Source organism: Streptomyces sp. NPDC028910 (genome assembly GCF_055564955.1).
In genome coordinates, this window is record NZ_JBVHVF010000027.1 from 59,354 (window position 1) to 84,854 (window position 25,501).

General features: G+C 72.4%; 18 protein-coding genes and 1 pseudogene. 11 read left to right on the forward strand and 8 right to left on the reverse strand.

The genetic code is table 11. The features are described from left to right. The first annotated feature begins 2 nt into the window (after window positions 1-2). Together ACZ4TV_RS27255 and ACZ4TV_RS27260 are read left to right on the forward strand one after the other, a co-directional pair. Window positions 3-1,586 (forward strand): acyl-CoA synthetase, encoded by a 1,584-nt coding sequence (locus ACZ4TV_RS27255; protein WP_468137630.1) that lies wholly within the window; start codon window positions 3-5, stop codon window positions 1,584-1,586. A gap of 188 nt (window positions 1,587-1,774) precedes the next feature. After that, entirely contained in the window at window positions 1,775-2,878 is a 1,104-nt protein-coding gene (locus ACZ4TV_RS27260; RefSeq protein WP_468137632.1) for a calcium:cation antiporter, read from the forward strand. 47 nt (window positions 2,879-2,925) lie between these two features. On the opposite strand, the gene ACZ4TV_RS27265 is transcribed toward ACZ4TV_RS27260, so the two are convergent. Further along, complete coding sequence (locus tag ACZ4TV_RS27265) at window positions 2,926-5,361, reverse strand: penicillin acylase family protein (protein WP_468137633.1); 2,436 nt, start codon at window positions 5,359-5,361, stop codon at window positions 2,926-2,928. A 237-nt stretch (window positions 5,362-5,598) separates the two neighbouring features. Here ACZ4TV_RS27265 and ACZ4TV_RS27270 point away from each other — a divergent pair. After that, window positions 5,599-7,112: pseudogene (locus tag ACZ4TV_RS27270) on the forward strand (fatty acyl-CoA synthetase). 161 nt (window positions 7,113-7,273) lie between these two features. On the opposite strand, the gene ACZ4TV_RS27275 reads toward ACZ4TV_RS27270, so the two are convergent. The 3 genes from ACZ4TV_RS27275 to ACZ4TV_RS27285 all read right to left on the reverse strand — a co-directional run bounded on the left by ACZ4TV_RS27275 (window position 7,274) and on the right by ACZ4TV_RS27285 (window position 11,482). Next, on the reverse strand, window positions 7,274-8,128 hold the full coding sequence (locus ACZ4TV_RS27275; RefSeq protein WP_468137634.1) for a YhjD/YihY/BrkB family envelope integrity protein: 855 nt from the start codon (window positions 8,126-8,128) through the stop codon (window positions 7,274-7,276). Between the two features lie 71 nt (window positions 8,129-8,199). Further along, window positions 8,200-9,528, reverse strand: coding sequence for a phenylacetate--CoA ligase PaaK (paaK, locus tag ACZ4TV_RS27280; RefSeq protein ID WP_468137636.1), 1,329 nt, complete (start codon window positions 9,526-9,528; stop codon window positions 8,200-8,202). Between the two features lie 322 nt (window positions 9,529-9,850). After that, window positions 9,851-11,482, reverse strand: coding sequence for an acyl-CoA synthetase (locus ACZ4TV_RS27285; protein WP_468137637.1), 1,632 nt, complete (start codon window positions 11,480-11,482; stop codon window positions 9,851-9,853). A 188-nt stretch (window positions 11,483-11,670) separates the two neighbouring features. On the opposite strand from ACZ4TV_RS27285, the gene ACZ4TV_RS27290 reads away from it, so the two are divergent. From ACZ4TV_RS27290 to ACZ4TV_RS27315, 6 genes are all read left to right on the forward strand, one after another. Then, entirely contained in the window at window positions 11,671-12,471 is an 801-nt protein-coding gene (locus tag ACZ4TV_RS27290; RefSeq protein WP_468137638.1) for a crotonase/enoyl-CoA hydratase family protein, read from the forward strand. A 233-nt stretch (window positions 12,472-12,704) separates the two neighbouring features. After that, complete coding sequence (locus ACZ4TV_RS27295; protein ID WP_468137639.1) at window positions 12,705-13,673, forward strand: Zn-ribbon domain-containing OB-fold protein; 969 nt, start codon at window positions 12,705-12,707, stop codon at window positions 13,671-13,673. After that, window positions 13,673-14,731, forward strand: coding sequence for a thiolase domain-containing protein (locus ACZ4TV_RS27300; RefSeq protein ID WP_468137640.1), 1,059 nt, complete (start codon window positions 13,673-13,675; stop codon window positions 14,729-14,731). The genes ACZ4TV_RS27295 and ACZ4TV_RS27300 overlap by 1 nt, the downstream gene beginning before the upstream one ends. Beyond that, on the forward strand, window positions 14,728-15,903 hold the full coding sequence (locus tag ACZ4TV_RS27305) for a thiolase domain-containing protein (RefSeq protein ID WP_468137641.1): 1,176 nt from the start codon (window positions 14,728-14,730) through the stop codon (window positions 15,901-15,903). The genes ACZ4TV_RS27300 and ACZ4TV_RS27305 overlap by 4 nt, the downstream gene beginning before the upstream one ends. Window positions 15,904-16,068: 165 nt before the next feature. Then, window positions 16,069-16,296 carry a DUF397 domain-containing protein gene (locus ACZ4TV_RS27310; protein ID WP_374778183.1) on the forward strand — a complete coding sequence of 76 codons (228 nt, stop codon included), beginning with the start codon at window positions 16,069-16,071 and terminating at the stop codon, window positions 16,294-16,296. Window positions 16,297-17,277: 981 nt separating this feature from the next. Continuing rightward, window positions 17,278-17,778 (forward strand): hypothetical protein, encoded by a 501-nt coding sequence (locus ACZ4TV_RS27315; RefSeq protein ID WP_319723853.1) that lies wholly within the window; start codon window positions 17,278-17,280, stop codon window positions 17,776-17,778. Window positions 17,779-17,823: 45 nt separating this feature from the next. Here the strand turns inward: ACZ4TV_RS27315 and kstD are convergent, their stop codons facing one another. Continuing rightward, window positions 17,824-19,602 (reverse strand): 3-oxosteroid 1-dehydrogenase, encoded by a 1,779-nt coding sequence (gene kstD, locus ACZ4TV_RS27320; protein WP_468137642.1) that lies wholly within the window; start codon window positions 19,600-19,602, stop codon window positions 17,824-17,826. Between the two features lie 153 nt (window positions 19,603-19,755). On the opposite strand from kstD, the gene ACZ4TV_RS27325 reads away from it, so the two are divergent. Continuing rightward, a complete protein-coding gene (locus tag ACZ4TV_RS27325; RefSeq protein ID WP_468137644.1) occupies window positions 19,756-20,412 on the forward strand; it encodes an ankyrin repeat domain-containing protein in 657 nt (218 codons plus the stop codon). Window positions 20,413-20,498: 86 nt separating this feature from the next. Here ACZ4TV_RS27325 and ACZ4TV_RS27330 read toward each other — a convergent pair whose 3' ends face one another. After that, window positions 20,499-21,623, reverse strand: coding sequence for an aminoglycoside phosphotransferase family protein (locus ACZ4TV_RS27330; RefSeq protein ID WP_468137645.1), 1,125 nt, complete (start codon window positions 21,621-21,623; stop codon window positions 20,499-20,501). A 230-nt stretch (window positions 21,624-21,853) separates the two neighbouring features. On the opposite strand from ACZ4TV_RS27330, the gene ACZ4TV_RS27335 reads away from it, so the two are divergent. After that, complete coding sequence (locus ACZ4TV_RS27335) at window positions 21,854-23,341, forward strand: DNA-binding protein NsdB (protein ID WP_468137646.1); 1,488 nt, start codon at window positions 21,854-21,856, stop codon at window positions 23,339-23,341. A 194-nt stretch (window positions 23,342-23,535) separates the two neighbouring features. On the opposite strand, the gene ACZ4TV_RS27340 is transcribed toward ACZ4TV_RS27335, so the two are convergent. Next, window positions 23,536-24,957 (reverse strand): PP2C family protein-serine/threonine phosphatase, encoded by a 1,422-nt coding sequence (locus ACZ4TV_RS27340; RefSeq protein WP_468137647.1) that lies wholly within the window; start codon window positions 24,955-24,957, stop codon window positions 23,536-23,538. A gap of 193 nt (window positions 24,958-25,150) precedes the next feature. Then, on the reverse strand, window positions 25,151-25,399 hold the full coding sequence (locus ACZ4TV_RS27345; protein ID WP_468137648.1) for an SCO4226 family nickel-binding protein: 249 nt from the start codon (window positions 25,397-25,399) through the stop codon (window positions 25,151-25,153). Between the last annotated feature and the right edge of the window lie 102 nt (window positions 25,400-25,501).

The following is a 25,501-nucleotide window of genomic DNA, read 5'->3' on the forward strand; positions in this document are numbered from 1 at the left end:
CCATGACCGCCACGACGTCCACGACCGCCACGGCCGACCAGCAGCCGCCCAACGGATTCTGGGCGCAGGCCGCCGCCGACCCCGGGCGCACCGTCCTGATCACGCCCGAGGGCGAGGAGTGGAGCGCGGGCCGGCTGCACGCCGACGTCAACCGCCTCGTCCACGGCCTGCGCGCCGCCGGCCTGGAAAAGGGTGACGTCTTCGCCGTCGTCCTCCCCAACGGCGTCGCGTTCCTCACCGCCTACCTCGCTGCCTCCCAGGCAGGCTTCTACCTCGTCCCCGTCAACCACCACCTGGTCGGCCCCGAGATCGCCTGGATCGTCTCCGACTCCGGCGCCAAGGTCCTCATCGCCCACGAGCGCTTCGCCGACGCCGCCACCGCCGCGGCCGACGAGGCCGCCCTGCCCGCGAGCCACCGCTACGCCGTCGGAACGGTCGCGGGCTTCCGGCCGTACGGGGAACTCCTCGACGGGCAGCCCGGCACGCCCCCCGAGGACCGCACCCTCGGCTGGGTCATGAACTACACCTCCGGCACCACCGGCCGCCCGCGCGGGATCCGCCGCCCGCTGCCCGGCAAGCTCCCGGAGGAGACGTACCTCGGCGGCTTCCTCGGCATCTTCGGCATCCGGCCCTTCGACGGAAACGTCCACCTGGTCTGTTCGCCGCTCTACCACACGGCCGTCCTCCAGTTCGCGGGCGCCGCCCTGCACATCGGGCACCCGCTGGTCGTGATGGACAAGTGGACCCCGCAGGAGATGCTGCGCCTGATCGATCAGCACGCCTGCACGCACACCCACATGGTCCCCACCCAGTTCCACCGGCTCCTCGCGCTCCCGCAGGAGACGAAGGACGCCTACGACGTCTCCTCGATGCGCCACGCCATCCACGGCGCCGCGCCCTGCCCCGACCACGTCAAACGGGCGATGATCGACTGGTGGGGCGGTTGCGTGGAGGAGTACTACGCGGCGAGCGAGGGCGGCGGCGCCTTCGCGACCGCCGAGGACTGGCTGAAGAAGCCGGGAACGGTCGGCAAGGCCTGGCCGATCAGCGAACTCGCCATCTTCGACGACGACGGCAACCGGCTGCCCGCGGGCGAACTGGGCACCGTCTACCTGAAGATGAACACCGGCGGCTTCAGCTACCACAAGGACGAGGGCAAGACGAGGAAGAACCGCATCGGCGACTTCTTCACCGTCGGCGACCTCGGGCTGATGGACGAGGACGGCTACCTCTTCCTCCGTGACCGCAAGATCGACATGATCATCTCCGGCGGGGTCAACATCTACCCGGCCGAGATCGAGTCGGCCCTGCTCACCCACCCGGCCGTCGCGGACGCCGCCGCCTTCGGCATCCCGCACGCCGACTGGGGCGAGGAGGTCAAGGCGGTCATAGAACCGGCCGAGGGCTTCGTGGCGGGCGACGCCCTGGCCGCGGAGATCCTGCACCACTGCGAGCGGCAGCTCGCCGGCTACAAGCGCCCCAAGACGGTCGACTTCATCGAGACCATGCCGCGCGACCCGAACGGCAAGCTCTACAAGCGGCGGCTGCGCGACCCGTACTGGGAGGGCCACGAGCGCGCCATGTGACGTGACGTCACCAGCGCGTGACGGCGCCGCTGCCGGGGGCGCCGCCCCCGGACCCCCGCGCCTCAAACGCCGGCGGGGCTGAAATTCCGCCCCCGCCACGCCCGGGGTTTCGTGAGAAGGGCCACGTCAGGGCCCGGGCGGCGGCCCTTGCGCCGCACCGGAGGGACAGTTCTGGCAATTTGGCCGATATGAGTACGGCTACCCGCAGATCCCCCCTGACCGACTGGACCCTCCTGGTCCCCGTGGTGGCGCTCGTCGCGCTCGTCTTCAGCTGGGGACGCGAGCTGCCCTCGCCCGCGGTGGTCCTCGTCGCGCTCTGCCTCGCGGGCGCGGTGCTGGCCGCCGTCCACCACGCCGAGGTCGTCGCCCACCGCGTCGGCGAACCCTTCGGCTCCCTCGTCCTCGCCGTCGCGGTCACCGTCATCGAAGTCGCCCTCATCGTCACCCTGATGGCCGACGGCGGCGACAAGACCTCCTCGCTCGCCCGGGACACGGTCTTCGCCGCCGTCATGATCACCTGTAACGGCATCGTGGGCCTGTCCCTGCTCGTCGGCGCCCTGCGCAACCGGGTCGCCGTCTTCAACGCCGAGGGTTCCGGTGCGGCCCTCGCCACCGTCGCGACCCTCGCCGTCCTCAGCCTCGTCCTGCCGACCTTCACGACGAGCAAGCCCGGCCCGGAGTTCTCCACCGCCCAGCTGACCTTCGCCGCCGTCGCCTCGCTCGCCCTCTACGGCCTCTTCATCACCGTCCAGACGGTCCGCCACCGGGACTACTTCCTGCCCGTGGCCCCCGAGCGGCCCCCCGGCGAACACGACGACCACGCCGCGCCGCCCACCGCCCGCGCCGCCCTGGCCAGCCTCGGACTGCTGCTGGTCGCGCTCGTCGCCGTGGTCGGCAACGCCAAGGCCGTCTCCCCGACCATCGAGAAGGGGGTCGCCGACGCCGGCCTGCCCCACGCGGTCGTCGGTGTGATCATCGCCCTGCTCGTCCTGCTGCCCGAGACCCTGGCCGCCGTCCGCGCCGCCCGCCGCGACCGCGTCCAGACCAGCCTCAACCTGGCCTACGGATCCGCCATCGCCAGTATCGGCCTGACCATCCCGGCGATCGCCCTGGCCTCGATCTGGCTCTCCGGCCCGCTCACGCTGGGCCTCGGCCCGGTCCACATGGTGCTGCTCGCCCTGACCGTCGTGGTCAGCGCCCTCACCATCGCCCCCGGCCGCGCCACGCTGCTCCAGGGTGGCGTGCACCTCGTCCTACTGGCCGCGTACCTCTTCCTGGCCGTCAGCCCCTGAGAGCGGCGGCCAGGAAGAGGACACGGGTCACAGACGCTCACCGACGCTCACCGACGCTCGCGGACCAGGACCACCTTCAGCCCGGGCGAGGCGAGGATGTCCCGCTCGCAGAAACGAGCGGTGACCCAGCGCTCCTGGGAGAACATCCGGGTCTGGTCCGCGTAGTACGGCGAGCCCGGGTCCGAGGACTGGCCGTACGTCAGCAGCGTGCGCGCCACCGGGCAGCGGCCGCCGTCCCAGCCGACCGCCTGGATGTGGCTGGACCCGTGCACGACCTCCGGGTAGCCGCCGGCCGCCGCGTTCCACGGCGCCTCGATCTTGTTCCAGACACCGAGCGCCTCGGTACCACCGCCCACCGGCAGCTTCTGCCCGCCGCGCACGACGAACTGGTGCTCGCCCAGCGGGGCGTCCAGCGCGATCCCGGCCGCCCTCAGCTCCGCCACCGTGTCGGCGAGCGCCCGCCCGATGCCGGGCGCCGCCTGGTTGAGCGTACGGGGCGTGCGTACGGGATCGGCCGCCGAGAACGGCACCAGCCACAGGTCCTTGGCGGGCGTGGAGGCGGTCAGCTTGCGCCAGAAGCGGTCGAAGAGCAGCGCGCCCCGGCTGGCGCTGTCGGTCGTACGGTCCCAGCCCGCCAGCACCCCGCAGGCCGCCGAGACGTCCACCGTGGAGCCGTCGCCCGCGCTCGCCGTACCGCCGGGCAGGGCGGCGCACGCCTTCGCCGCGTCCGCCGCCGCCAGGTCACCGGCCGGTACCCGGTTGGCGAACTGCTGCTGTTGCAGGTCGGCCACCGTCAGCCGGCCCTTCGCGGCCAGCGCCGACACGTCCTCGACCGCGCCGCGCGTACGCATCGAGCGCGGGGTGCCGACCGTGCCCCAGATCCGCTCGTAGCCGCTCAGCGGCCGCTCCGCATTGGCCAGCCAGGCACTGTCGTTGGAGTTCTCGGCGTACGGCGCGTCGCGCAGCGTCGGGGCCTCGGCCGGGCCGAAGACGCCTGGCTGTACCGCGTCCGCGTCCGAGCCGATCGCGCAGTCACCGCGCGAACCGTCCAGCACCGCCAGCCCCGAGGCCGGGTACGTGGCCCTGCCCAGCGGGGTGGAGCAGCGGGCCGCGAGCTCGTCCGTGATCCTGGGGAGCACCTGGGACTGGGTGAAGAGGGTGCCGCCCGCGGAGTCGGCGGCCACGGTGTTGACCCAGGGCAGGCCCTGGGTGCGCGCCAGGGCGTCCTGGATCCCCGCGACCGAGCGGGACCTGCCCATGGCCAGCGCGGTGTCGGAGCCGCGCAGGTTCGCCGCGTTGGGGTCGTTCAGCGCGTACGCGGTACCGGCCGTCCAGGGCAGCGGCAGGCTCGGGCCGAGGCTCGTGACCACCGGTCCGTAGCGGGTCCACCACTGCGTGCGGGTCACCGGATCGCCGCTCCTGACCGGGACGGTGACGGTCCGCCGGGTCATCCTCTCCGGCTTCCCGTCGACGAGGTAGGCGGTCGGGTCCGCCGGGTCGAGGGTGAGCTGGTGCAGGTTCACGGGGGTGCCGGTGGCCACCGTGTGGCTCCAGGCCACCTTCTCGTTGAAGCCGATGTTGACCACGGTGGTGCCGAGCAGGGAGCCGCCCGAGACGTTCAGCTTGCCCGGGATGGTCTGCTGCGACTGCCAGAAGCGGCGCCCGCCCTGCCACGGGTAGTGCGGGTTCCCCAGCAGCAGCCCGCTGCCGCTCGCCGTGGTGGAGCCGGCGAAGGCCACCGCGTTGGAACCCATGTCGTAGCGGCTGGTGTCGAAGAACTCCCTCGCGGCCGCGGCGGCCCCCGCCGGGTCGACCTCCCCCGGCGCCGCCGGACGGGCGGCCGCCGGCCCCGGCCCCGGCGGCTGCGCGGCCGTGATGCCGTCGATGCCGCGCCCCTGGCCGCCGAGCACCGAGACCGCGAAGCCGCGGGCGGCCACGTCGGCGGCGGTGACCGGGCGGAGCCAGCCGGCGCCCTTGCACGCCGGGTCGGTGACCTCGTTCTGGGCGAGCCAGGCGTTGTAACCGGCGGCCCAGCCGCGCATCAGCTCCTTCAGGTCCTTGCTGGGTCCGGCCGGGGCCGCGGTCGCCAGCAGCTTCTCCACCGTGCCGGACTCCCGGACGCCCTTGAAGTACAGGTCGCTGGAGAGGTTCCTGGCGGCGGAGGAGAGCGATCCGTCCGGCGCGGCGTCGGGCCCGAACCAGCGCGAGCGTTCACCGGCGACGGTGACGAAGCCGTCCGCGAGGACACAGACCTGGTCGGCGGCCTGCGCCCAGCCGGTGCCGAAGCCGAGGTGCGCGTAGTCGCGGGCGAGGATGTGCGGGATGCCGTTCTCGGTGTACCGGATGACGGCGGACAGACCGCCGCCGGCCGGTATCCGGTCACCGGGCGCCGCCGAGGCCTGCGGCATCGCGGCCGTCGCGGCGAGCAGGGCGGCGCCGATGAGGGCGGCGCGGCGGAGTATCGGACGGGTGCTGAGGTGCAACGTACCTCCCAAGTAGCCTGCGGATGGGCATGGTTGCCCGGGGACAGGCGGTGCGTCCGTGCCCCCACACTCATGCAGGCGGTCCGATGATCTGTCAACATCCCGTTTGGTATCCCGGTGATTGACCTCGGGCTACGGGGAGACGAGGATCGCGCCATGACGGCAGCGCGGGAAGTGCGGGCGGTAGGCGGGGTAGGCCCGGTAGGCGGGGTAGGCCCGGTAGGGGCGGTACGGGCCGTGCGGCACAACACGGTCGACGGGCTGGTGCACGACAGCGCCCGGCGGGTCCCCGGCCGCCTCGCCGTCCGCTACCGCGAACGGAGTTGGACCTACGCGGAACTCGACGCGGCCGTCAGCACCGGCGCCGCCGTGCTGCGGGAGCGGTACGGGCTGGCCGAGGGCGACCGCGTCGCCACCTTCGCCCACAACTCCGACGCCTACCTCCTCGCCTTCCTCGCCTGCGCCCGGGCCGGGCTCACGCACGTCCCGGTCAACCAGAACCTCACCGGCGAGGACCTCGCGTACATCCTGGACCACTCCGCGAGCGCCCTGGTCCTCGCCGATCCCGACCTGACCGGGCGGATCCCCGACGGGTGTCCCGTACGGGCGCTGCGCGACGCGCCCGGCTCCTTCCTGGCGGAGCTGGCCGAGCCGCTGTCCTTTGAACCTGACCGGGATGCGGGCGCGGTCGCGCAGCTGCTCTACACCTCGGGGACCACCGCCCTGCCCAAGGGCGCGATGATGACCCACCGGGCCCTGGCCCATGAGTACGAGAGCGCGATCGAGGCGCTGGACCTGGCCGAGGAGGACCGGCCGGTGCACTCGCTTCCGCTGTACCACTCGGCGCAGATGCACGTCTTCCTGCTGCCGTACCTTGCGGTGGGGGCGCGGAACACCATCGTCGACGCGCCGGTCGCGGAGCAGATCTTCGGCCTCGTCGAGGCGGGGGAGGCGGACAGTCTCTTCGCCCCGCCGACGGTGTGGATCGGGCTGGCCAACCACCCGGAGTTCGCGGTGCGCGACCTGGGCGCCCTGCGCAAGGCGTACTACGGGGCCTCGATCATGCCGGTTCCGGTCCTGGAACGGCTGCGCGCGCGGCTGCCGGGGCTCGGCTTCTACAACTGCTTCGGCCAGAGCGAGATCGGGCCGCTGGCCACGGTGCTCGGGCCGGACGAACACGAGGGGCGGATGGACTCCTGCGGGCGCCCGGTACGCCACGTCGAGGCGAAGGTCGTCGACGAGGACGGCAGGGACGTGCCGGACGGCGCCGCGGGCGAGGTGGTCTACCGCTCGCCACAGCTCTGCCTGGGGTACTGGAACGACCCGGAGGCCACGGAGAAGGCCTTCCGGGACGGCTGGTTCCGCTCCGGCGACCTCGTCGTGCGCGACGCGCAGGGGTACTTCACGGTCGTGGACCGGGTGAAGGACGTCATCAACTCGGGCGGAGTGCTGGTCGCCTCGCGGCAGGTGGAGGACGTGCTCTACACCCACCCGGGCGTGGCCGAGGCGGCGGTGGTCGGACTGCCGGACGAGCGGTGGATCGAGGCGGTCACCGCGGTGGTGGTACCGCGCGGCGAGGCGGGGGAGGTGACGGAGGCGGAGCTGATGGCCTACGCCCGGGAGGAGCTGGCCCACTTCAAGGCCCCAAGCGGGTGCTCTTCGTGGACGCCCTCCCGCGCAACGCCAGCGGCAAGATCCTCAAGCGTGAACTCCGCGACCGCTTCGCCGGACCCGCGGCGGCGGCGGACTGACCCGGGCGGGTTACGGGGCCGCGGTCCGGTACGGGGGCGGCATAGCCGGTCGGGGCACAGCCGGCGGGGGCGCTGCCGGCATGGGGTCGGCCGCGGTTCCGGGCCGGCGCGGCGGTGCGGCGGGCGCGGGTTCTGCTGCGGTTCCGGGCGGGCGCGGCGGGTCAGCCCGGTACGGGATGGTCGGGATGGCCGCTGTCGGGAGGCAGGATCCCGCTGCGCCGGTAGCGGCGCAGGGTCAGGTACTCGTGGAGGAGGCGGCCGACCAGCGCGCCGCCGTACACCACGAAGCCGACGCCGACCAGCCAGGACTGGACGACCAGCAGGGTGCCGAAGGGGCCGTAGGTCACGGCGTTGGAGGCGATGAGGGGGGAGAACACCAGCTGCGAGAAGACCCGCAGCCCCAGCAGCCCGAGGCTGGTCGCGAGCGTGCCCGGCAGCAGGGCCCGCCAGCGGACCCGGCCGCCGAGCAGCAGCCGCTGAGAGCCCCAGAAGAAGAGGCAGGTGCCGGCGAGGTCGCCCAGGGCGCCGAGGACGGTCCCGACGACGTCGTTCGACGGTGCGGGGATCCCCACGAGCAGGGCGAGGTAGCAGACCAGCAGGGCGAGCCAGACGACGTGCCGCCACATGGTGTGCCAGCGGGCGGTCGGCAGGTCCCACACCTTCTCGTAGCCCGTCTGCACGGCCGAGCCAAAGGTCAGGCCGAACACCGCGAGGGCGGCCAGTCCGAAGGCGGTGGTCCGCTCCAGCGCCAGGTCCGCCGCGCTGAACAGCATCTCCACCCGGGGCCGCGAGGACTCCGTCACCCCGAGGGCCTGGGCGAGCCAGCGGCCGAAGCCCGATCCGCTGCCGGGCGCGGCGGCGGCCACGACCACCAGGAGCGGCACCAGGGTGAGGAACCCGAGGGCCGCGAAGCCCATCGCCCGGTGCATCAGCTCCATCTCCCGGCCACGGCTCCAGGCCAGCCCGGCGGGGGACGCCTGGAGCCGGAAGTAGAGCCGCCGGTAGGTCGAGGTCACGCCTCATGCACTACCCGCGAGCGCACTCGGGCTCCCGTGAGCCGCCCCGAAATGGGCCCGAAGGGGTGGTTTCAGCTGCCTGGAATCGTGTCACCGCCCTCCACGGCGCCGCGGAGGTCCACCAGGCGCTTGATCTTCCCCACCGACCGCTCCAGCGTCTCCGGATCCACCACCTCGACCTGCACCGAGACCCCGATCCCCTCCTTGACGGCCCTGACCACGCCGGCCGCCGCGGCCTCCCGCCGGTCGGCGTCCGTGTCCCGGCGCGCCTCCACCCGTACCGTCAGGGCGTCCATCCGCCCCTCACGGGTCAGCCGCAGCTGGAAGTGGGGAGCCAGACCGGCCGTCCGCAGGAGGATCTCCTCGATCTGGGTCGGGTACATGTTCACCCCGCGCAGGATGATCATGTCGTCGCTGCGACCCGTGACCTTCTCCATCCGGCGGAACGCCGGCCGGGCCGTGCCGGGCAGCAACCGCGTCAGATCCCGGGTGCGGTAGCGGATGACCGGCATGGCCTCCTTGGTGAGGGAGGTGAACACCAGCTCGCCCGGCTCGCCCTCCGGCAGCACCGCGCCCGTCAGGGGATCGACCACCTCCGGGTAGAAGTGGTCCTCCCAGATGTGGAGGCCGTCCTTGCTCTCCACGCATTCCTGCGCCACTCCCGGTCCGATGACCTCGGACAGGCCGTATATGTCCACCGCGTCGATGCCGAGCCGTTCCTCGATCTCCCGGCGCATCTCCTCGGTCCACGGCTCCGCGCCGAAGATCCCGGTCCGCAGCGAGGTGGCACGCGGGTCGATGCCCTGGCGCTCCATCTCGTCCAGCAGGGTCAGCATGTAGGAGGGGGTCACCATGATGACCTCCGGCCGGAAGTCCTCGATGAGTCGCACCTGGCGGTCCGTCATCCCGCCCGAGGCGGGCACGACCGTACAGCCGAGGCGCTCGGCGCCGTAGTGCGCGCCGAGGCCTCCCGTGAACAGCCCGTAGCCGTAGGCGATGTGGACGATCTGGCCGGGCCGCCCGCCCGCCGCGCGTATCGACCGGGCGACGACATCCGCCCAGGTCGAAAGGTCACCGTCGGTGTACCCGACGACGGTGGGGCGCCCGGTGGTGCCGCTGGAGGCGTGGACGCGGCGCACTTCGGAGCGCGGAACGGCGAACATCCCGAAGGGGTACTGGTCGCGCAGATCCGCCTTGGTGGTGAAGGGGAACAGGGCGAGATCGGCGAGGGAACGGCAGTCGTCGGGACGTATGCCGGCCTTGTCGAAGGCCTGCCGGTAGAACGGCACCCGCTCGTAGGCGCGGTGCAGGGTCGCGCGCAGCCGCGTCAGCTGGAGGGAGGCCAGCTCGTCGGGGCTCAGCCGCTCGCCTTCGTCGTGGAGATCCGTGTACACCGCCATGCCGTCACCGTCACCTCATCGTGGGCCAACCGACCGATCATTCGGTAGACTGCCAGGCCGCGGCAGGTTAAATCAATGACTCGAACGAGTGATCGTCTGTTGTGATGGCGGGCATGCCTGCCTTCACCCCCTACGACGGAACCCGACTCGCCTACGGCGTCCAGGGAGAGGGCGAACCGCTCGTCTGCGTCCCCGGCGGCGCCATGCGGGTCTCCGCATACCTCGGTGACCTCGGCGGGCTGAGAGCGGGGCTCCGTCCCGGGCCCCGTGCCTCAAGCGCCGGCGGGCTGGGTTGTGGCCGGTGGTGCTGGGTTGTGCTCGGTCAGTCGGGTGTGTTCGCCTCCGTTGCCACTGTCTTTGCCCAGCGGTAGTCCGCCTTGCCGCTCGGGGAGCGCTGGATGGTGGGTGTGATGACCAGTTGGCGCGGGATCTTGTAGCCCGCCAGCCGGGTGCGGCAGTGGCTCTGGATCTCGTCCAGGGTCGGCGCCGGGGAACCGGACCGGACCTGGACCACCGCGGCCACGTGGCTGCCCCAGGTCGGGTCCGGGACCCCGGCGACCAGGGCGTCGTACACGTCGGGGTGGGACTTCAGTGCCTGCTCGACCTCTTCCGGATACACCTTCTCGCCGCCCGTGTTGATGCACTGCGAGCCGCGTCCGAGCACCGTGACGATGCCCTGTTCATCGACGGTCGCCATGTCGCCGAGCAGCACCCAGCGCTCCCCGCCCTTCTGGAAGAAGGTCTCGGCGGTCTTGGCCGGGTCGTTGTAGTAGCCGAGCGGGACGTGGCCGCGCTGGGCGAGCCGTCCCGGCTCGCCCACCGCCACGGGCTCGTGCGTCACCGGGTCGACCACCTGCGTACGGTCGTTGACCTGGAGGCGGAAGCCCTTGTCCGGGCCGGAGTCGTCCGTGGCCCGGCCGTTGGAACCGGACTCGGACGACCCGAAATTGTTCAGGAGCAGCACGTTCGGCACCAGCCGCTGGAACTCGGCGCGCACCGTCTCCGACATGATCGCCCCGGACGAGGAGACGCTGAACAGCGAGGACAGGTCCGTTCCCTTGAGCGGGCCGTTCAGGGCGTCGATGAGGGGCCTGATCATCGCGTCGCCGACCAGCGACACGCTCGAGACCTTCTCCTTCTCGATGGTGCGGAGCACCTCTTCGGGTGCGTACTTGCGGTGGATGACCACCCGCTGGCCGTAGTTGAAGGCGATGAACGAGGTCAGCGTCGACGTGCCGTGCATCAGCGGCGGGGCCGGGAAGAAGGTGAGCCCGGCGCCGCGTGCCATGACCCGCTCGGCCAGCTCTTCCGGACGCTTCACCGGCTCGCCCGACGGCTCGCCCCCGAAGAGCCCGGCGAAGAAGAGGTCCTCCGCCCGCCACATGACGCCCTTGGGCATGCCGGTCGTGCCACCGGTGTAGATGATGAACAGGTCGTCGGCGCTGCGGGGCGGGAAACCGCGCTCGGGCGAGCCGGCCGCCTCGGCGTCCGGGTACGCGACCGGCGGGATGGAGGGCTCCGGGGCGCCCTCGGGAACCTCACCGACCCGGATCAGGTGCCGGAGCCCCGTCGTCTGCGGCAGTGCGGCCGCGACCCGCTCGGTGAACTCGCCCTCGAAGACGAGGGCGGCGAGATCGGCGTCGTTGTAGAGGTAGACCAGCTCCTCCTCCACGTACCGGTAGTTGACGTTCACCGGGACCAGCCGGGCCTTCAGGCAGGCCAGCACGGTCTGGAGGTACTCGATCCCGTTGTAGAGGTGCAGGCCCAGGTGCTCGCCGGGCTTCAGCCCGCTGTCCAGCAGGTGGTGGGCGATCCGGTTCGCGGCCGCGTCCAGCTCCGCGTACGTGAGGCGGCGCTCCGCGCCGGTCCCCGGGTGGTCCACGTACACGAGGGCCTCGCGGTCCGGGACCACGTCCACGACCGACTCGAACAGGTCGGCAAGGTTGTACTCCACCGTTCCTCCTGACCCCGATGTTCCCGACGACTGGCCCCGTGGCTGGTCTGCTCCGGCGGTCATTAGAGCGCCGCAGACGGCAACTGGGAAGGGCGCCGCCCAAAGAATCTGACTGAGTGTCAGAAAACTATTGAACTGCACCCGCCCCTACTGCAACCTGTTCTAGGTCTTGAGACGGGAGGACGGCAATGGGTGGGACGGAACACCTGACCGTGGAACGGCACGGCGCAACGCTGGTGCTCACCATGAACAGGCCCGAGGCGAAGAACGCGCTCTCGCTGCCGCTACTGGTGGGGCTGTACGACGGCTGGCTGGAGGCGGACGCCGACGACGGGATCCGTTCGGTGGTGCTGACCGGCGCGGGCGGGGACTTCTGCGCCGGCATGGACCTCAAGGCGCTGGCCGGCAAGGGAATGGCGGGCGACCAGTACCGGGACCGTCTCAAGGACGACCCCGACCTGCACTGGAAGGCGATGCTCCGCCACCACCGGCCGCGCAAACCGGTGATCGCGGCGGTGGAGGGGTACTGCGTGGCCGGTGGGACCGAGATCCTGCAGGGCACCGACATCCGGGTCGCCGGCGCCGGCGCCACCTTCGGGCTGTTCGAGGTCAAGCGGGGGCTGTTCCCGATCGGCGGCTCGACGGTGCGGCTGCCGCGGCAGATCCCGCGTACGCACGCGCTGGAGATGCTGCTGACCGGGCGCCCGTACTCCGCCGAGGAGGCGGCGCGGATCGGGCTGGTCGGGCGGGTGGTGCCGGACGGCACGGCGCGGGAGGCGGCCCTGGAGATCGCGGAGCGGATCAACGCGTGCGGGCCGCTGGCGGTGGAGGCGGTCAAGGCGTCGGTCTACGAGACCGCCGAGCTGACGGAGAGGGAGGGGCTGGCGGCGGAACTGCTGCGGGGGTGGCCGGTTTTCGATACGGCCGATGCGAAGGAGGGGGCGCGGGCCTTTGCCGAGAAGCGGCCCGCGGTGTATCGGCGGGAGTAGGCGGGGCGTGCCGCGCCGCCGCTGCCAGGCCGCTGCCCCCGGACCCCCGCGCCTCAAACGCCGGCGGGGCTGGATTGTGCCCGCCGGGCCGGTTCGTCCCCGGCGGGATGAAGATCGGGGCTCCGCCCCGGACCCCGCGCCTCAAACGCCGGCGAGGCTGGATTGTGGCCGAGCTGGATTGTGGCCGAGCTGGATTGTGTCCGTCGGAATCAATACACATCGGAGAGCCGCCCATGACTGCCGCGTCCCCACCGGAGGTGCTCCGTGCGCCGCTCGTCGTCGAGTTTCCCTTCACCCGGTCCCTCGGGCCCGTCCAGAGCGCCTTCCTCACCGGTCTGCGCGAAGGCGTCGTCCTCGGTGTGAAGACCTCCGGCGGCCAGGTGATGGTCCCGCCCGTCGAGTACGACCCCGTCACCGCCGAGGAGATCCGCGAGCTCGTCGAGGTCGCCGCCACCGGCACCGTCACCACCTGGGCGTGGAACGGCCGGCCCCGCCCCAACCAGCCCCTCGGCACCCCCTTCGCCTGGGTGCTGGTCAAGCTCGACGGCGCCGACACCGCCCTCCTGCACGCCCTCGACGCACCCGGCCCCGACGCCGTGCGCACCGGCATGCGGGTGCGGATCCGCTGGGCCGCCGCCCGCACCGGCGCCATCACCGACATCGCCTGCTTCGAACCGTACGACGGTGAGGACGGCGGGGACAGCGGCGCAGCCGCCCCGCACGACGGGGTCTTCGCGGACGCCGTCACCGGCATCGTCGCCGAAGCCCGCCTGGACTACGTCTACAGCCCCGGCCGCGCCCAGACCGCGTACATCAACGCCCTCTCCGAGCAGCGGACCGTCGGCGAGCGCTGCCCCTCCTGCCACAAGGTGTACGTCCCGCCGCGCGGCGCCTGCCCGACCTGCGGGGTGGCCACCACCGACCAGGTCGAGGTCGGCCCGGCGGGCACGGTCACCACGTACTGCATCGTCAACATCAAGGCCAGGAACCTCGACATCGAGGTCCCGTACGTCTACGCCCACATCGCCCTCGACGGCGCCGGCCTCGCCCTCCACGGCCGGATCGGCGGCATCCCGTACGACCAGGTCCGCATGGGCCTGCGCGTCGAGCCCGTATGGACCGAAGGCGGCCGCTACCCCGACCACTACCGCCCCACCGGGGAACCGGACGCGGACTACGACGCGTACAAGGAGCTCATCTGATGGCCCGATACGCCCGTGAGGTCGCGGTGGTGGCCTTCGCGCAGAGCGACCACCTGCGCCGCACCGACGAGCTCAGCGAAGTCGAGATGGTCATGCCGGTCCTGCACCAGGTGCTGGCCGCCACCGGCCTGAAGGCCGGCGAGATCGGTTTCACCTGCTCCGGCTCCAGCGACTACCTGGCCGGCCGGGCCTTCTCCTTCACCATGACCCTCGACGGGGTCGGCGCCTGGCCGCCGATCTCCGAGTCGCACGTCGAAATGGACGGCGCCTGGGCCCTCTACGAGGCCTGGGTCAAGATCCAGACGGGCGAGGCGGACACCGCGCTCGTCTACGCGTACGGGAAGTCCTCCCCGGGGTCGGTACGCGACGTGCTCACCCGGCAGCTCGACCCGTACTACGTGGCCCCGCTCTGGCCCGACTCGGTGGCCCTGGCCGCCCTCCAGGCCCAGGCCCTGATCGACGCGGGGGAGACCGACGAGCCGGCCCTCGCGGCCATCGGAGCGCGCAGCCGGACCGCCGCCGAGGCCAACCCGCACGCCCAGCTCAGCGGCTCCGTCCCGCAGGGCGGCTACCAGGTCCAGCCGCTGCGTACCGGAGACTGCCCGCCCGTCGGCGACGGCGTGGCCGCGGTGATCCTGGCCGCCGGCGACCTCGCCCGCCGGCTGTGCGAACGCCCCGCCTGGATCACCGGCATCGACCACCGCATCGAGGCCCACAGCCTCGGCCTGCGCGACCTCACCGACTCCCCGTCCACCCGGATCGCCGCCGAACACGCGGGTGTCTTCGAGGCCCCGGTGGACACGGCGGAACTGCACGCGCCGTTCTCCTCCCAGGAGGTCGTGCTCCGCAAGGCACTCGGACTCGGTGACGGCGTGGCCGTCAACCCGTCCGGGGGAGCGCTCGCCGCCAACCCCGTCATGGCCGCCGGCCTGATCCGCATCGGCGAAGCGGCCGCCCGGATCCACCGCGGCGCCTCCCACCGGGCCGTCGCACACGCCACCTCCGGCCCCTGCCTCCAGCAGAACCTGGTCGCCGTCCTGGAAGGGGACCCCGTATGAGCACGTCGGGCAAGGAGCCGGTGGCCGTCGTCGGCATCGGCCAGACCAAGCACGTGGCCGCCCGCCACGACGTGTCCATCGCCGGACTGGTCCGCGAGGCGGCGGCGCGCGCCCTCGCGGACGCCGAGCTGACCTGGGCGGACATCGACGCGGTCGTCATCGGCAAGGCCCCCGACTTCTTCGAGGGGGTGATGATGCCGGAGCTGTACCTCGCGGACGCGCTCGGCGCGGTCGGCAAGCCGATGCTGCGCGTGCACACGGCGGGTTCGGTCGGCGGCTCCACCGCCCTCGTCGCCTCGAACCTGGTCGCGGCCCGCGTCCACCGCACCGTCCTCACCCTGGCCTTCGAGAAGCAGTCCGAATCCAACGCCATGTGGGGCCTGTCGCTCCCCGTCCCCTTCCAGCAGCCGCTGCTCGCCGGCGCGGGCGGATTCTTCGCCCCGCACGTGCGCGCGTACATGCGGCGCACCGGCGCGCCGGACACGGTGGGCTCGCTGGTGGCGTACAAGGACCGGCGCAACGCGCTGAAGAACCCGTACGCACACCTGCACGAGCACGACATCACCCTGGAGAAGGTCCAGGCCTCGCCGATGCTGTGGGACCCGATCCGGTACTCCGAGACCTGCCCCTCCTCGGACGGCGCCTGCGCGATGATCCTCACCGACCGGGCGGGCGCGGCCCGTTCGCCGAAACCGCCCGCCTGGGTGCACGGCGGGGCGATGCGCAGCGAGCCCACCCTCTTCGCGGGCAAGGACTTCGTCTCGCCGCAGGCCGGGAAGGACTGCGCGGCCGACGTCTACCGCCAGGCGGGAATCACCGACCCACGCCGCGAGATCGACGCGGTGGAGATGTACGTGCCGTTCTCCTGGTACGAGCCGATGTGGCTGGAGAACCTCGGATTCGCGGCGGAGGGCGAAGGCTGGAAGCTCACCGAGGCCGGGGTCACCGAACTCGACGGGGACCTCCCGGTCAACCCGTCGGGCGGCGTCCTGTCCACCAACCCGATCGGCGCCTCCGGCATGATCCGCTTCGCGGAGGCGGCCCTCCAGGTCCGCGGCCAGGCAGGGGAACACCAGGTCCCCGACGCCCGCCGGGCCATGGGGCACGCGTACGGCGGCGGCGCGCAGTTCTTCTCCATGTGGCTGGTGGGGTCCGAGGAACCGGCCTCCTGACGACGAACCCGCCTCCTGAACCGCAAGACCGGACGACGACGGAGGGGCCGGCCGGAGTGCCGCACAGGCCACGCGTGACTCACGGTGGCCTGTGCGACACGCGCTGCGGTGGTTAACCTTGCCCCCGGACGACGTACCGGGAGGAGCACGCACGTGGCCGAGAGCATGACTTCACAGCCCCTCGCTGGCTGGGGCAAGCCGGACCTCGATCTCACCGAGGCGGACTGGCAGTCGAGCAGCCGGGGAGCGGGTGACGTCCAGATCGCCTTCGTCGAGGGCTTCATCGCGATGCGCAACAGCGAGCGCCCCGAAAGCCCTTCGCTGATCTTCACGCCGGACGAGTGGCACAAGTTCGTGCTGAACGCGCGCGGCGGGGAGTTCGACCTGACGTAGCACGTAGCACGTAGCACGTAGCACGTAGCACCGCGCGGGGCCGCTGTACGCGGCGCACCACCGGGCGCGCAGCCGCCGCCCCGGCGGTGCGCCGGCTGCCCCTCCCCCGGCGGCGACGCACGGACTTCCGGAGCGCGCGCGTGCCGAGGCCTGCCTCTCCCCGGCCGCCGCGGAATCCGTTGCCGCGCGGGAACCGGCCGGGCAGCGTGGGCCTCATGATGATCCACCGCCGCCGGCGCGGTGCGCGCCGCACGAGGAGCCTTCGAGGACCGTCGCCCGCCCGCGTGGGTGCGGCACCTGCCGTGCGTGGACGGGCTGTCGGCCGCCGCGAGCGCGACCGTCCACCGGGCGGAGCCGAACGGCATCGGCCGGAGGCAGACCTGCCGCACCGCGCTCGCCGCTCCCCGGGCCGGGATTCCGGCGCCGTACCCTTCCGGCCCTCCCACCCACCCGCCGGCCGCGCAGCGGCACTGGGCACCGTCCGGTACGCGGGCTGGCACCGCCGGCTCTCACACGGGTGCCCGGGGAGGTCCGGTTGATCCGGCGGATGTCCGGCCGGATCACGGTCGGGCCCGGTCCGCCCGGCGCCGGCGGCCTCTCCCCGTACGGTCTCCCGGCCGACCCGCGGGTGCCGACCCGCCGACCGGGGCCCGACCGGGCGCCGGGCCGGGGTCCGTGCCGTGGATGCGGACGATCGAGCCGGCGGTTCACCGCCGGCACGCTCAGTCCGTGACGGGGGTCTGCGCTCGCCCGCGGGTGACGGCGGGGCAGTGGTACCGCTTCCGGAGTACGGGCCGGCCGGAATCCCGGACGGTGGTCTGCGCGCCGGACGAGGTCCCGCCGGAGCCCGGCGTCACCGCCCCGGTGCCCGTCGAGGCCTCGGGCACGGCCTGCGACGGGCCGGACCGGCGCGCGCGGCCGGGTGGGCCGGGATACGGGCCCCCGGGCCGGAAATCTCGTGCGGCCACGTACCATGGCGGCATGTCCTTCCTCCGCCGCCACCGCGCCGCCACACCCGCCGGCCCGGACTTCGACGTCCTGGCCATGGACCCGGGGGACTGGCCGGGCAATCTCGGGGCCGGGCTGCTGCCCGCGCCCGACGGGAGCTGCCAGGGCGTCTTCCTCCGCTACGACCTGTTCGGCGGACGCGGCCCCGCGATGATCATCGGGAACCTCCCCGAGGGATCCCCGGCCCGGGACCTCTCCGACGGCGAGGTCCCCTTCGAGGTGGCCCAGCTCCTCGACGCCCTGGAGAACGACGAGGACGTCGAGGTCACCGGCGTCGAGGACTGCCCCGTCATGCAGGGCGACAACCTCCTCATCGTCCGGAAGGTCAAGCTGTCGGAGTCCCGCATCTCCTGCGTCCAGTTCGACCGCAGCGACAACGTGCTGGTCACCATCGCCAGCTGGGACCGCCCGATCACCGATGACCTCTACGCCCTCCTGAAGCCGCTCCCCGCCGAGCTCTTCCAGCAGGGTTAAGCCCCTGGCGGGCCTGGCGGGCCCTGCTGGTCCCGGTACGGACGGTCACGCGTCCGCGATGTCGTTCGCCGCCACGTACCCGAACGTCATCGCGGGGCCGATCGTCGATCCGGCTCCCGCGTAGCTGTGGCCCATCACCGCGGCGCTGGCGTTGCCCGCCGCGTACAGGCCACGGATCACCGAGCCGTCCGCCCGCAGCGCCCGGGCGCGCGCGTCCGTCACGATCCCGCCCTTCGTCCCGAGATCCCCCGGCACGATCTTGAACGCGTAGAACGGCGGCGCCCAGACCGGCGCCAGGCACGAGTTCGGATGCACGTTCGGGTCCGTGTAGTAGTGGTCGTACGCCGTGTCGCCCCGGTGGAAGTCGGAGTCGGTCCCGCTCCACGCCTGCGCGTTGAACCGGTTGAGGGTCGCCCGCAGCGCGCCCGCCGGAACCCCGATCTGGCCGGCCAGCGCGTCCCACGTCCACGCCTTCTTCGCCGCGCCCGCCTCGTACCACGCGTCGGGGAAGGGCAGCGTCGGCAGGATGTCCTTGAACAGGTACTTGTTGCGGTAGTTCTGATCCACGATCAGCCAGGCCGGGATGTGAGAGCCGGTCGCGGTGCGGTCCTTCTCGTACATCACGTGCACCACATCGCTGTACGGCGCCGCCTCGTTGACGAACCGCGCGCCGTTCGCGTTCACGATCAGCCCGCCCGGCAGGGTCCGTTCGGCGAGGCAGAAGTACGGCTCCCCGGGCAGCGGGATCGACGGCCCCCACCACGCGTCGTCCATCAGGGCCAGCGAGGCCCCGGCCCGCTGCCCCGCGCGGATCCCGTCGCCGGTGTTCTCCTTCGCCCCCACCGACCACTGGGTGCCGATCGGCTGCTGCTGGTACTGCGCCCGCATCGCCGCGTCGTGCTCGAAGCCGCCCGAGCCGATGATCACCCCGCGGCGGGCCCGTACGGTGCCCCGTACGCCCTCCTTCTCCACCAGCACCCCCGTCACGGGACCGCCCGCACCACCCTCCTGGACGAGGTCCACCAAAGGGCTGTTCAGCCACACCGGCACTCCGGCCCGCAGCAGTCCGGCCCGCAGCCCGGCCGCCAGGGCCTGGCCCATCGTCAGCGGCTTCTCGCCGCGCAGCGCCGCCTCCGTGCCGCGCGCCAGGCACTCGGTGGACACGGCGAGCCCCTTGGCGCTCACCGCCGCGAGGTTCAGCCACTTGTAGTCCTGGCTGAAGACCACCATCCCGGCCGGAACCGGCATGTACGCCGGGTTCAGACGGGCCAGTTCGGCCCCCAGCACGTTGCCGTCGAGCTGGTCCGGCTCGATGGACCGGCCGTTCGGCAGACCTCCCGGCAGGTCGGGGTAGTAGTCGCTGTACCCCTCCATGAAGCGGAACCTGAGCGGACTGTTGGCCATCACGAAGTCCAGCATCCGGGGCCCGTTGGCGAGGAACGCGGCCTGCCGGTCCGCCGGGACCTCGGGTCCGACGACGGCCGCGAGGTACGTCGCCGCCTTCTGCGGACTGTCCGGCACTCCGGCGCGCAGGATCACCGCATTGTTGGGCAGCCAGATACCGGCTCCGGAACGTGCGGCCGATCCGCCGAAGGTGGGGGCCTTCTCGACCACCAGTACGCTCAGCCCCCGCCGGGCGGCGGTCAGCGCGGCGGTCATCCCGGCGGCCCCGGACCCGACCACCACGACGTCGTACTCGCCGAGCGGGGGTCCGTCCTGGGCGCCGTCGGCCCGCGCCGCGGCGCGCGGCAGCACGGTGGCGGCGAGCACCCCGGCGCCGGTCCCGGCCAGGACGCTGCGGCGGGACGGGAGGGAGGACTTCATGGGCGGTCTCCAGCGGTGTGAGGGGGGAACGCCGGTGCGGCCGAGGCATTCTGATGACATGTCAGGTAGGGAAGGTGTTCGGGGGATCATGTGATGTCAAGGCATAGGGGCTCCGGCACCCGGTCGGAAGGCAGCCCTCCTTAGGATCGGGGCATGGCGAATACAGAGCGCATGCGGTGGGACGGCGTCACCAGCCGCGACGTGTACCCCGAGGACGTCCTGGCCCGGCGGGACCTGCTGGCGGACGCGGCCCGCGACGGCGACTGGCCGCAGGTGTTCGAGCAGCTGGCGCAGAACCCCGACTGGGTCAACGCGACCAGGTTGGGCGGCCCCAGCGGGTTCACCCCGCTGCACCAGGCGGCCTGGCACGGGGCAGAGGCCGCTGCCGCCGTACTCGTCGGCTGCGGGGCCTGGCGTACCCTGCCGACCGCGGCGGGGGAGCGAGCCTTGGACATCGCCCTGGCCCGCGGTCACAAGGAGCTGTCGGGCCTGCTCCAGCCCGTGGTGCGCCACCCCGTGCCGTCCCCGACGCTGGACGCGCTGGAAGGCCGGCTGCACGCGCTGATCCGCGCGGACAGTCACGGCCTCGCCGACCAGCACGGCCTGAGGCTGCCGACGCTGGCCGTCCTGACCGAACTCGCCGAGCCGGGGATGTACTTCCCCGTTCCCGGCATGTACGGCGGCTTCCGCTACTGGCTGGACGGCGACAGCCTCGTCACCGAGAGCTCCAGCCGCGTCGTCGGCGGCTCGGGCCGACGCCACCGCATCACCGTCCGGTCGACCGAACTGGTCGCTGAGGGGTTCGACTGACCCGACCGGTCCGCGCCCGCCCCTACCCGCACGAGCGAAGTCCCGTGGCGGTGGGGGCCACGGGACTTCGCGTTCGGGGGGCCGGGTCAGCGCGTGCCGACCGCCGCGCGGACCGCTCTGCGCGCCATCCCGGCGTCGTCGTGCAGGCGGCGGAGCAGCAGCCGCTGCTCCTCCCCGGAGGAGAGGGCGCCCGCCGGCAGCGGCTGGGTCGGGGCGGTCGCCAGCATCGAGCGCTGCACCGCCGTCTCGGACATCCGGATCTCCCTGGTCAGCACCAGCATCAGATTGACCAGGAAGGCGTCCCGCGCGGCCGGACCGGCCGACTGGGCGAGCCGGCTGATCTGGGCGCGGGCGGCCGGGGCGTCGCCCAGCACCGTCCACAGCGTGGCCAGGTCGTAGCCCGGCAGGTACCAGCCCGCGTGCTCCCAGTCGAGCAGCACCGGCCCGGCCGGGGACAGCAGCAGGTTCGACAGCAGCGCGTCACCGTGGTTGAACTGCAGCGCCGTGCCCGACAGTTTGACGCCGTGCAACAGCTTCTGCAGGTCACCGAGGTCCCGGTCGGTCAGCAGCCCCAACTCGTAGTCGCGGGCGATCCGCCGCGCGTAGTTCATCGGGGTCCCGAACAGCTCGGCCGGCGGCTGCCACTGGTTGACTCGGCACACCGCGCCCAGGGCCGCCCGCAGATCGACCCGCGGCGGGGGCTCCACCGGGTGCCGCTGGAGCGCCGCGACCCGGCCCGCCATCCGCTCGACCACCAGGGTGCAGTTCTCCGGGTCGGCGGCGATCAGCCGCGGGACCCGCACCGGCGGGCGGTGCCGGACGAAGGCCCGGTATGCCGCTATTTCGTGCCGGTAGCGCTCGCGCCACTCCGGCGAATGATCCAGTAAAACCTTCGCGACGGCGGTCATCCGCCCGGTGGTGCCCACCAGCAGCACCGAGCGGCCGCTGCGCCGCAGTACCTGCACCGGCGCGAACTCCGGACAGATCCGCTGTACCGAGGCGAGCGCGGTGCGCAACTGCGCCCCCTGCGGCCCCGAGAGGTCGATTCTTCCGCTGACGGGCTGTGATCCGGTACTCGGCATCCGCCGCGCCCGGACGGCGCTCTGCGCCGGCGCCGACGGGCGGCCGGGTTCGAGGTAGGGGCCGCCGCCCGCCGGGAGCGTGCGGTGCGACCGGACCGGTGCGGACACGGAGGAGGTTGCTGCGTACATGGTGATACGGATCCCTTCGTGCGCCGACGAGTTGCGTACGCCGCCCCGCCGGATCCCGTACTTCACCCTGGGGAGTTCCGCCGGTGACCGGGTCGGGGAGGCGCATTCCTACCTGACACCCGGCGCAAGGTGGCGAACCATCGGGCGTGCCCTGGCGAAGCCTGGCGAATAGTCGCTGGGCATCTGACGGGGGGCTACTGTCAAATCAGCCGAGAACCTGGGGGCTTGACGTGAGCAAAGGTCCAAACACCCGCTTGAACGACCTGTTCGGCCTGGCCGGCTGGTCCAAGGGCGAACTGGCGAGGATGGTCAATCGGCAGGCGGCGGCCATGGGCCACCCCCAGCTGGCCACCGACACCTCGCGGGTGCGGCGCTGGATCGACATGGGGGAGACCCCCCGCGAACCGGTGCCCACGGTACTGGCAGCACTGTTCACCGAGCGGCTCGGTCGTGTCGTGACCATCGAGGACCTCGGGTTCGTACGGCAGCGGCGCACCTCCAGACGGCAGCCGGAAGGGGCTCGTGAGAACCCCGACGGAATGCCCTGGGCGCCCGAACGCACAGCCGCGGTCCTCACCGAATTCACGGGAATGGACCTCATGCTCAACCGTCGCGGTCTGATGGGCGCGGGCGCCGTGCTCACCGCCGGCTCCGCCCTCAGCAACGCCATGTACGACTGGCTGCACACCGACCCCGCCCTCTCGAAGGAGGCCCGGAACTTCGGGGACTCCTTCCAGGCCGACCCAGCGGGATACGACCGCTACGAGGCCGCCCCGATCGGCTCCCAGGAGATCGAGGCACTGGAACGTTCCGTCGAGGTGTTCCGTGCCTGGGACGCCTCCAGAGGCGGCGGACTCCAGCGCAAGGCCGTCGTCGGCCAACTCAACGAGGTCGGCGGGATGCTGGCCTACCACCACCCCGACCACCTCCAGCGCAGGCTCTGGGGGGTGGCGGCCAACCTCGCGGTGCTCGCGGGCTGGATGTCCCACGACGTGGGCCTCGAACCCACCGCGCAGAAGTACTTCGTCATCGCCGCGCACGCCGCCCGCGAGGGGGGTGACCGGCCGCGCGCGGGCGAGGCGCTGTCCCGCGCCGCCCGCCAGATGGTCCACCTCGGCAAGCCGAACGAGGCCCTGGACCTGATGAAGCTCGCCCAGTCCGGTTCCGGCGAGCGGACGCTGCCGCGCACGCGCGCCATGCTGCACACCATCGAGGCCTGGGCGCAGGCCGCCATGGGCAAGGGCCAGGCCATGCGCCGCACCCTGGGCGAGGCGGAGGAACTGTTCGTCTCCGACAAGGGCGACGTACCGCCGCCGAGTTGGATGCAGCACTTCGACGAGGCCGACCTGCACGGCATGCAGGCCCTCGCGTACCGGACCCTCGCCGACCACGACGCCGCCGCGGCGCCGGTCGCCGCGCGCCACGCCAAGGAGGCCCTGCGGCTGCGCGGCGAGGGCTACCAGCGTTCGCAGATCTTCGACTACATCTCCCTGGCCTCGGCCTGCTTCATCGCCGACGAGCCGGAACAGGCCGACCGCTACGCGCGCCTCGCCCTGGTCTCGATGAACGAGACCTCGTCGCACCGGACCTGGGACCGGCTGCGCGAGATGTACCGGCTCACCGCCCAGTACTCCGGGTACGCGCGCATCGAGGACCTGCGCCAGGAGATCAAGCTGGCCCTGCCCGACATCCCGGCGCAGCGCGGCACGGGGGTGTAGTCCTCCGCCGGCCCCTGCGCGTGCCGCGGGCCCCGCACGCCCCGCACGTGCTGTACGCCGTGCACGCGTCGTACGTCTCTTCCCCCGTACGCCCGGTACGCCTCGTACCTCTTGCACGCCTCGTACGTCTTGCACGGAGACGAGAAAGGCCGCGCCTTCCGGCGCGGCCCTGAAGCCCGTACGGTCGGCGCCCGCTACCCGCCGACCCGGGCCACGAGCACGCAGGCGTCGTCCTCCCGCTCGCTCTCGCCGAACTCCTCGATCACGATCCGCACGCAGTCCTGCGCCGACCGCGCCGCCGCGAACCGCGGCGCGAGCGCCAGCAGTCGCTCGATGCCGTCCGCCCGGCTGAACTCGATGCTGCGCGGCGTCAGCCCGTCCGTGTGCAGCACCAGCAGGTCCCCCACCTCGAGCCGTTCCTCGGCCTGTCCGTACGAGGCTCCGGAGGTCGCGCCCAGCAGGACGCCCTCCGGCGGCAGCAGGGAGCGGCCCGACCCGCGGCGGAACAGCAGGGGGGCCGGGTGGCCCGCCTGAGCCCAGGACAGCACCCGGCGCGCGGGATCGTACCGGCAGCACACGGCCGAGCCGAGTGCGGGCTGTACGGAAGTCTCCAGAAGCTGGTTGAGCCAGCCCATCAGCGGGCCGGGTTCGATCCCCGCCATCGCCATTCCGCGCAGGGCGCCCAGCATCATGGCCATCCCGGAGGTGGCGGTCACCCCGTGTCCGGTCAGGTCGCCGACGGTCAGCATCGAGCGGCCGTCGGGGAGTTCGAGGGCGTCGTACCAGTCACCGCCGATCAGCGCGCTGGTCGCGGACGGCAGGTAGTGCGCGGCCACGTCCAGCGCGCCCGCGGGGCTGTGCGGGAACCGCAGGGAGCCGCGCCACGGGGGGAGCACGGCTTCCTGCAGCTCGACCGCCAGCCGGTGCTCGGTCTGCGCGATCTCCCGCTGGCGCTGCAGGGAGTCACGGGACTCGCGCACCGCACGCTGGCTGCGGCGCAGCTCACTCACGTCCCGCAGCACGGCCCACATGGAGGCCGTACAGCCGTCGGAGTCGAGCACCGGCTCGCCCCTCATGTGCAGGGTCCGGACCCTGCCGTCGGCCCGGACGATGCGGAACTCGCCGTCGATCGCTTTGCCGTCCACCAGGCAGGCGGTGACCCACGCGGTGAGCAGCGGCTGGTCCTCGGAGAACAGGGTGGAGCCCAGTTCGTCGAGGGGCAGCGCGCCCGCCTCGGGGGAGCGGCCGAAGATCTGGAAGAGCTCGTCGGACCAACTGACCTCGTCGGTCAGCAGGTTCCACTCGGCGCTGCCTACGCGGGTGTGGGCCTCGGGCCCGGCTTCCGGGGCCGCCTGGGGGAACTCGATGGTCTCGGGCACCGGCGGCAGGCCCTCTTTGAGCTGGCCGAGGTGTTCGCCGAGGTCGTCGAGGTGGTGGACGGCGAGATCGCACAGCGCGCGCTGCCAGCGGCCCTGGGCGTCGTCGTCGTCCACGACGGTGTCGCGGCGGACCGCGTCCACTTCTCCCCGCAGCCGGCGGGTCTGAGAGATCAGCGCGTCCACCGACCCCGGCTCGGGCGGCTGCGCGGGACGGTCCGCGAACAGGTGGGACGGCATGAGAACTCCGATACAGGCGCGGCACGGCCAAGTCTGAAGGAAGGACCGGTAACGACTGTTGCACAGCCAGCGACAGCCTGTAAGGCGTTTGGCAACATCCGCTATGTTCTTGCTTCTGGCACATGCCGCAGGCCTCCCTGCCCCCTTTCGCTGTGCGAATGTTTCCGGTCAGGCCCGGCCCCGCGCCGGGCCGTCACACGCTGAGCGGTACCGGGTGGATCTCGTTGGCCGGGTGTCCCGTCCGCTCGTGGATCCGCTGGACGGCCTCCGCCGAGGGAGCCTCGGACAGGCAGTAGACCGTCCCCGCGTCAGGGTCGGCCCAGGCCCGCTCGAAGTGCACGCCCTCTTCCTTCTCGATGGCCAGGTCCGCCTTGTGGGCGGCCGACAGCTGTTCCTGCGTGATGCCCCGCATGTCGTGGTGCACGTCCATGTACTTCGTCATGGCCCAGTGCCTCCTCACCGTCTCGACGGTCTCGGTTGCTGTCCTCATTCCATCGTCCGCCCATGGCCGGAAACCGGCCTTTCGAGCGGAGGTGATCGATCG